We start from the raw sequence: 246 nt of genomic DNA on the forward strand, positions 1-246 counted from the left end.
AATCTGGATAACCCTTTTGGTCTTTACAGCACCAGCGGCGTCGCCCCCGGCGAAGGGATGGAGGCCCGCGCCCGTCGTGGTCCCGACGAAATCCTGGACGGCCGCATGCCGGCGCTGCATGCCTCACCGACCCCCCAGGGTGACGATGATATCATCGAGGAAATCATCCACTTCCGTCCCCAACCCGAATTTAAACGCATTTACCTGGTTGCGGCCACCGTCGCGGCGCTGATCGCAGCGATTGCC

General features: G+C 62.2%; 1 protein-coding gene. It reads left to right on the forward strand.

Annotated features, from left to right (window positions below):
• A partial coding sequence (locus tag KK062_RS30490; protein ID WP_254088146.1) for a hypothetical protein occupies positions 1-246 on the forward strand: 246 nt, incomplete at both ends.

This window comes from Dawidia cretensis, assembly GCF_018598175.1.
Taxonomy (GTDB): Bacteria; Bacteroidota; Bacteroidia; order Cytophagales; family Cyclobacteriaceae; genus Ohtaekwangia; species Ohtaekwangia cretensis.